Source organism: Pseudomonas sp. (assembly GCF_050739655.1).
Classification (GTDB): Bacteria; Pseudomonadota; Gammaproteobacteria; order Pseudomonadales; family Pseudomonadaceae; genus Aquipseudomonas.
In genome coordinates, this window is record NZ_JBOIBY010000255.1 from 1 (window position 1) to 5,318 (window position 5,318).

Genomic DNA, 5,318 nt, shown 5'->3' on the forward strand with positions numbered 1-5,318 from the left:
TGGCCATAGTCCTGGTTCCATTTAAGAACCATAACGTAGGACACGATTGCCAGGGCGACGATCAGGATCGTGCGTTTGATATCCATGATTACTCGGCCATCGAAGAAGAACGGGAGGTAGGGATAGGTGGAACCGGGTCATAACCACCGGGATTCCACGGATGACAGCGACCTAAACGACGAAAGGTCAGCCAGCCACCGCGAAGAAGGCCATGATTTTCGATGGCTTCTAACGCGTAGCAGGAACAACTGGGGTAGAAACGACAGTGACTGGCCATCAGGGGACTAATGGCATAGCGATAAAACTGGATCGGAACGAGTGCCAGTTTACGCATCTGGACTGTCTACCCCTACAGTTTCGGTTTTGACTGCTGGTATCGGCTTGCTGCGTGCCAGACGCTTCCAGAGTTTGCCGAAATGCTGAATCAATTCGGGGTTTTCTACGTCACCCAAACCTTTGCGCGCGACGATAACGATGTCCCAGCCGACCAGCAAATCCTGGTTCAGGCGAAACGATTCGCGCATCAGACGTTTGAGGCGATTGCGCTCGACGGAGAGCTTTACGCTCTTTTTCCCGATAACCAACCCGAGACGGGGGTGATCAAGATCGTTGTTGCGCGCAAGGAGCAGGAGATTTTTCCCCGGAACCTTGCCGGTAGGGGAGTCAAAGACTGCCTTGAAATGCCGGGGTGTAAGCAGACGCTTTTCCCGACTGAAGTCCTGACTCACCTCCAGTGCCGGATTATCAAACTGCCAGACGTGCGCGACCTTTGGCGCGACGACGCGACAGGACGGCACGACCGTTCTTGGTAGCCATGCGAGCACGGAAACCGTGGGTACGAGCGCGTTTGATAGTGCTTGGTTGGAAAGTACGTTTCATGTCGTGTTACCTGGTTCGTCCACAACGGGCCGGAATGGCCCCCGTTTTAAGAGACCGGGGATTCTAGAGAAAGCAAGCGTTCAGGTCAATTTCCAACCAACGTTTCCTTCTAAATAGCTCTTCGGGTGGTTTGAAGTGCGCAGATCGTTCATTAGACATAAAAATAAAGAAGGAGAGTATTTAAAGCTTTTCTGTAAAGCTTATAAAAGCTAGGGCCACGTTCATCTGTGGATAACTACCTTGAGGCCTTATTTGACAAGCTGTACAGAGAATGACAACTACGGTGGAAAACCGTGTTCAGCCTGTGCTGTGCCATCGGAAAACCTGTGTGTGAAAGGCCGGCTTATCCACAGGCAGGTTATCCACCGATTTCCACCCCCAGTTGTGCAATGATCTCAGGGGCGGTTATCCACAGAGCTTATGCACAGACCATTGGTCGTCTTTTTTCCGTATAACGCGTTGATTCTTCTTGGACGGTGAGCCACCTACGTGTGGATAAGTCGGCGTCTGGTCGTTACAATGGCCGCTTGTTTTTGCCTCACCGGCTTTCAACTTAGGGGATATCCGTGTCAGTGGAACTTTGGCAGCAGTGCGTAGAGCTTCTGCGCGATGAGCTGCCTGCCCAACAATTCAACACTTGGATCCGTCCACTACAGGTCGAAGCCGAAGGCGACGAGTTACGCGTCTATGCGCCCAATCGTTTTGTTCTGGACTGGGTCAACGAAAAGTATCTGGGCCGTGTCCTGGAACTTCTCGACGAGCACGGCAACGGTTCGACGCCTGCGCTTTCCTTATTAATAGGAAGCAAACGCAGCTCGGCACCGCGCGCTGCGCCAAATGCTCCACTGGCTGCTGCTGTTGCAGCCCAGGCCCAGGTCGCTTCGGCACCTGTCCCTGCGGCACCAGTCGCCGCACCGACCAAGCGCGCTACGCAAAAGGTCGCCGAGGTCATTGAAGAAGAACCTTCGCGGGAAAGCTTCGACCCGATGGCCGGCGCCAGCTCGCAACAAGCTCCGGTTCGCGCAGAACAACGAACAGTGCAGGTCGAAGGTGCGCTCAAGCACACCAGCTACCTGAACCGGACCTTCACCTTCGAAAATTTCGTTGAGGGTAAGTCCAACCAGCTGGCCCGGGCTGCTGCCTGGCAAGTGGCGGATAACCCGAAGCACGGTTACAACCCGCTCTTCCTTTATGGTGGTGTGGGTCTGGGTAAAACTCACTTGATGCATGCTGTGGGTAACCATCTATTAAAGAAGAACCCGAATGCCAAGGTCGTGTACCTGCATTCCGAGCGCTTTGTGGCCGACATGGTCAAGGCCTTGCAACTGAACGCAATCAATGAGTTCAAGCGTTTCTACCGTTCGGTGGACGCCTTGCTGATCGATGACATTCAGTTCTTCGCCCGCAAAGAGCGTTCGCAGGAAGAGTTTTTCCACACCTTCAACGCGCTGCTCGAAGGTGGTCAGCAGGTCATTCTCACCAGTGACCGATACCCGAAAGAGATCGAAGGCCTCGAAGAGCGCCTCAAATCCCGTTTCGGCTGGGGCCTGACGGTTGCCGTCGAGCCGCCGGAGCTGGAAACCCGAGTGGCGATCCTGATGAAGAAGGCCGACCAGGCCAAGGTGGAACTGCCTCACGATGCCGCGTTCTTCATTGCCCAGCGCATTCGTTCCAATGTCCGTGAGCTTGAAGGTGCGCTGAAGCGCGTGATTGCTCACTCGCACTTTATGGGGCGCGACATCACGATTGAGTTGATTCGCGAATCCCTGAAGGACCTCTTGGCGCTGCAAGACAAACTGGTCTCTGTGGATAACATTCAGCGCACTGTCGCCGAGTACTACAAGATCAAGATCTCCGATCTGCTGTCCAAACGCCGATCGCGTTCGGTCGCTCGCCCACGTCAGGTGGCGATGGCGCTATCCAAGGAACTGACCAACCACAGCCTGCCGGAAATCGGCGATGTGTTTGGTGGTCGAGATCACACGACGGTTTTGCACGCGTGTCGCAAGATCAACGAACTTAAGGAATCCGACGCGGACATCCGCGAGGACTACAAGAACCTGCTGCGTACACTGACCACTTGATGAACACCAGCGCAGCTTATTAAGGCAAGGGACTAGACCATGCATTTCACCATTCAACGCGAAGCCCTGTTGAAACCCCTGCAACTGGTCGCAGGCGTCGTCGAACGCAGACAGACCTTGCCGGTGCTATCCAACGTGCTGCTGGTTGTCGAAGGCCAGCAATTGTCGCTGACCGGTACCGACCTGGAAGTCGAGCTGGTCGGTCGTGTTCAACTCGAAGAGCCTGCTGAGACAGGGTCCATTACCGTGCCTGCGCGCAAGCTGATGGACATTTGTAAAAGCCTGCCGAACGATGCGCTGATCGACATCAAGGTAGACGAACAGAAGCTTGTAGTGAAAGCCGGTCGGAGCCGCTTCACCCTGTCGACTCTGCCGGCCAACGATTTCCCGACTGTAGAAGAAGGTCCAGGTTCGCTGACCTGCAGCCTGGAGCAAAGCAAGCTGCGTCGTTTGATTGAACGCACCAGTTTCGCCATGGCTCAGCAAGATGTGCGTTACTACCTCAACGGCATGTTGTTGGAAGTCTCTGCCGGTGTGATCCGTGCCGTCGCCACCGATGGCCACCGTCTGGCAATGTGCTCGATGCAGGCTGATATTGGCCAGCCGGATCGCCATCAGGTCATCGTGCCGCGCAAGGGTATCCTTGAGTTGGCGCGCTTGCTGACCGAACCGGACGGCATTGTCAGCATCGTTCTGGGTCAGCATCACATTCGCGCTACCACTGGCGAGTTCACCTTTACCTCGAAACTGGTGGACGGCAAATTCCCTGACTATGAGCGCGTTCTGCCTAAAGGCGGCGACAAGCTGATACTCGGTGACCGTCAGGCGCTGCGTGAAGCTTTCAGCCGTACTGCGATTCTTTCCAACGAAAAATACCGCGGTATCCGTCTGCAACTGGCCACTGGGCAGCTGAAGATTCAGGCGAATAACCCGGAGCAGGAAGAGGCGGAAGAAGAAGTAGGGGTTGAATACAACGGCGGCTCTCTGGAAATCGGCTTCAACGTGAGCTATCTACTTGACGTCCTTGGTGTGATGACCACCGAACAGGTTCGTCTGATCCTGTCTGACTCCAACAGCAGTGCGCTGGTGCAAGAGTCGGACAATGATGACTCGGCTTACGTTGTCATGCCGATGCGTCTGTAATTATGCTCAGCAGAAGCTAGATGTCCTTAAGTCGCGTCTCGGTCACCGCGGTGCGCAATTTGCACCCGGTGACCTTCTCCCCTTCTCCCCGAATCAATATTCTTTACGGCGCCAACGGCAGCGGCAAAACCAGTGTTCTGGAAGCCATTCACCTGCTGGGGCTTGCCCGTTCGTTTCGCAGCACCCGTTTATTGCCGGTCATTCAATATGAGCAGTTGGCGTGCACAGTGTTCGGCCAGGTTGAACTCGCCGAGAGTGGTCAGAGTGCCTTGGGCATCTCGCGGGACCGTCAGGGTGAGTTTCAGATCCGCATCGACGGGCAGAACGCTAGAAGCGCAGCGCAACTGGCTGAGATTCTGCCCCTGCAGTTGATCAACCCGGACAGCTTTCGATTATTGGAAGGGGCGCCGAAGATTCGCCGGCAGTTTCTCGACTGGGGTGTGTTCCACGTGGAACCGCGTTTCATGTCCACTTGGCAGCGCTTGCAGAAGGCCCTGCGCCAGAGAAACTCTTGGCTGCGGCATGGTACACTTGACGCCGTTTCGCAAGCGGTTTGGGACAGGGAACTGTGCCAGGCCAGCGCTGAAATCGATGAATACCGCCGTGCTTACATCAAAGCCTTAAAGCCAGTCTTTGAACGGACCTTGAGCGACTTGGTTGAGCTTGAGGGCCTTACGCTTAGTTATTACCGAGGGTGGGACAAAGACCGTGAGCTGAGCGCTGTGCTCGCTGGGTCCCTTCAACGGGATCAGCAAATGGGTCATACCCAAGCCGGACCACAACGTGCTGACTTGCGTCTTAGATTGGGCGCACACAATGCCGCGGACATTCTGTCCCGGGGGCAGCAGAAGTTGGTGGTGTGTGCCTTGCGAATTGCCCAAGGGCATTTGGTGAGCCAGGCCCGACGCGGTCAGTGTATTTATCTGGTGGATGACTTGCCGTCTGAGCTGGACGAGCAGCACCGTCGCGCGCTTTGCCGCTTGCTGGAAGACTTACGCTGCCAGGTTTTTATTACCTGTGTAGATCACGAATTATTGAGGGAAGGCTGGCAGACGGAAACGCCAGTCGCTTTGTTCCACGTGGAACAGGGCCGTATCACCCAGACCCACGACCATCGGGAGTGAAGGCATTGAGCGAAGAAAATACGTACGACTCAACGAGCATTAAAGTGCTGAAAGGCCTGGATGCCGTACGCAAACGTCCCGGTATGTA

8 protein-coding genes are annotated in these 5,318 nt (G+C 55.2%); 4 read left to right on the top strand and 4 right to left on the bottom strand.

Features of this window, described 5'->3' with window-relative positions; genetic code table 11:
- The 4 genes from ACRESJ_RS12595 to rpmH all read right to left on the bottom strand — a co-directional run.
- Window positions 1-86 (bottom strand): hypothetical protein (locus ACRESJ_RS12595; protein ID WP_431758190.1); only part of this gene is annotated, 86 nt, incomplete at its 3' end.
- 2 nt (window positions 87-88) lie between these two features.
- A complete protein-coding gene (gene yidD / locus ACRESJ_RS12600) occupies window positions 89-334 on the bottom strand; it encodes a membrane protein insertion efficiency factor YidD (RefSeq protein ID WP_010207715.1) in 246 nt (81 codons plus the stop codon).
- Window positions 327-728, bottom strand: a complete 402-nt coding sequence (rnpA, locus tag ACRESJ_RS12605; protein ID WP_431758186.1) for a ribonuclease P protein component — start codon at window positions 726-728, stop codon at window positions 327-329. The genes yidD and rnpA overlap by 8 nt, the downstream gene beginning before the upstream one ends.
- Before the next feature lie 16 nt (window positions 729-744).
- Complete coding sequence (rpmH, locus tag ACRESJ_RS12610) at window positions 745-879, bottom strand: 50S ribosomal protein L34 (RefSeq protein WP_003213577.1); 135 nt, start codon at window positions 877-879, stop codon at window positions 745-747.
- A 566-nt stretch (window positions 880-1,445) separates the two neighbouring features.
- Between rpmH and dnaA the strand changes: the two genes are divergently transcribed.
- The 4 genes from dnaA to ACRESJ_RS12630 all read left to right on the top strand — a co-directional run.
- Complete coding sequence (gene dnaA / locus ACRESJ_RS12615; RefSeq protein ID WP_431758187.1) at window positions 1,446-2,963, top strand: chromosomal replication initiator protein DnaA; 1,518 nt, start codon at window positions 1,446-1,448, stop codon at window positions 2,961-2,963.
- Between the two features lie 39 nt (window positions 2,964-3,002).
- Window positions 3,003-4,106: a DNA polymerase III subunit beta gene (gene dnaN / locus ACRESJ_RS12620; RefSeq protein WP_431758188.1), complete on the top strand. Its 1,104-nt coding sequence runs from the start codon at window positions 3,003-3,005 to the stop codon at window positions 4,104-4,106.
- Between the two features lie 20 nt (window positions 4,107-4,126).
- Window positions 4,127-5,230, top strand: coding sequence for a DNA replication/repair protein RecF (gene recF, locus ACRESJ_RS12625; RefSeq protein ID WP_431758189.1), 1,104 nt, complete (start codon window positions 4,127-4,129; stop codon window positions 5,228-5,230).
- 5 nt (window positions 5,231-5,235) lie between these two features.
- A partial coding sequence (locus tag ACRESJ_RS12630) for a hypothetical protein (RefSeq protein WP_431758191.1) occupies window positions 5,236-5,318 on the top strand: 83 nt, incomplete at its 3' end.

Coding starts and splice junctions, on each gene's coding strand:
- yidD (WP_010207715.1), bottom strand. CDS start 334: ATGCGTAAACTGGCACTCGTTCCGATCCAGTTTTATCGCTATGCCATT.
- rpmH (WP_003213577.1), bottom strand. CDS start 879: ATGAAACGTACTTTCCAACCAAGCACTATCAAACGCGCTCGTACCCAC.
- dnaN (WP_431758188.1), top strand. CDS start 3,003: ATGCATTTCACCATTCAACGCGAAGCCCTGTTGAAACCCCTGCAACTG.
- recF (WP_431758189.1), top strand. CDS start 4,127: ATGTCCTTAAGTCGCGTCTCGGTCACCGCGGTGCGCAATTTGCACCCG.